At 61.8% G+C, this 1,381-nt stretch carries 1 protein-coding gene and 1 pseudogene; one reads left to right on the forward strand and one right to left on the reverse strand.

Features of this window, described 5'->3' with window-relative positions; translation table 11 throughout:
- A pseudogene (locus C8N32_RS15180) lies at positions 1-238 on the reverse strand (hypothetical protein); the annotation flags it as partial.
- A 164-nt stretch (positions 239-402) separates the two neighbouring features.
- Between C8N32_RS15180 and hemF the strand changes: the two are divergent.
- On the forward strand, positions 403-1,281 hold the full coding sequence (gene hemF / locus C8N32_RS14760) for an oxygen-dependent coproporphyrinogen oxidase (protein WP_107893710.1): 879 nt from the start codon (positions 403-405) through the stop codon (positions 1,279-1,281).
- The last annotated feature ends 100 nt before the right edge of the window (positions 1,282-1,381 follow it).

Here is a 1,381-nt window from a genome sequence, read left to right on the forward strand (position 1 = left end):
CGTCGAACGCCGCATCAAACGCATGAATGCGATGAATAAAAACAGTCGGATGAAAAACCTCTGAGCGCCACGCCCAGATGTTCAGTCCCGGTATCCTGCGCGATGATTTCTGCAAAAAGCCGCGATGCGGATCGAGCTTTCCCTTGCCCCTGGGGCGACCCTGAAGGGCCGCGCTTGCACGACCAGTGCGGCGGATCGCAAGCCCCCAGCGCGCCCTGGTGGCTGGCGAAAGCTTCAAGCGTAACGCCGCCGCACGACCGCTTAACCCTTCCTCAATCAATCGCTGAAACCGCGTCCGAAGTGCGTCCGGAAAAGACCCTGACATGATCCATCCGGGACTGTTGCGACCTGGTGGCGCAGCCTGGGCGAAGCTGATACGGCTTCCCCAAAAGGGAGCGCGCAATGACAGATCCGTTCGAAGACCAGAAGGCCCGTGCCTCGGCGTGGTTTCACAGCCTGCGTGACGAAATCGTCACCGCATTCGAGTCTCTGGAACAGACCCATATCACTGGCCCTCTGGCCGACCGCCCTGCGGGGCGCTTCGATGTTTCACCGACCCGGCGCGACACCGGAGGGGGCGGAGTGATGAGCGTGATGCGCGGGGGACGCGTATTCGAAAAGGTCGGTGTGAACATTTCCACCGTATACGGGGAGCTGTCCCCCGCCGCACAAAGTGCCATGGCCGCGCGCCGGGGCCTGCCGGGCATGGCCGACGATCCCCGTTTCTGGGCCTCGGGTATTAGCCTTGTCGCACATATGCAGAACCCGCATACCCCCGCGGTTCACATGAATACCCGTATGTTCTGGACACCGCATGGCTGGTGGTTCGGCGGAGGGTCGGACCTGAACCCGTGCCTGCCCTACGATGAGGATACCGCCGGGTTTCATGCCACCCTGAAGGCACATTGCGACCGGCACGACCCGAAGTACTATCCGCGCTTCAAGGCCTGGGCGGACACCTATTTTTACGTACCGCACCGGGGCCGGGCGCGGGGGGTTGGCGGGATCTTCTTCGACGATCATTCTACCGGCGACTGGGAGGCCGACTTTGCCTTTACCCAGGATGTCGGACGGGCCTTCCTGCCCGCCTTTCTTCCCTTGGCGGAGCGTCGCCGTACCACACCATGGAGCGAAGCCGACCGCGGCGCGCAGCTCGCCCATCGAGGGCTGTATGCCGAATACAACCTGCTTTATGACCGCGGTACGAAATTCGGACTTGAGACCGGCCATGACCCCGATGCCGTTCTTATGAGCATGCCGCCGCTTGCCACTTGGCCCTGAACGAACGGGACTGTTGCGTTAATTGCCTTGAGGCGGGGTGATGCCGTGACATGCCATTGATTACCCGGCGTCTTGGAAGAGTTACCGGATGAACTGGATC

The organism is Rhodovulum imhoffii (assembly GCF_003046545.1).
Taxonomy (GTDB): Bacteria; Pseudomonadota; Alphaproteobacteria; order Rhodobacterales; family Rhodobacteraceae; genus Rhodovulum; species Rhodovulum imhoffii.

Bases quoted from the DNA above. Each gene is read 5' to 3' on its own strand.
- hemF (WP_107893710.1), top strand. From the start codon at position 403: ATGACAGATCCGTTCGAAGACCAGAAGGCCCGTGCCTCGGCGTGGTTT.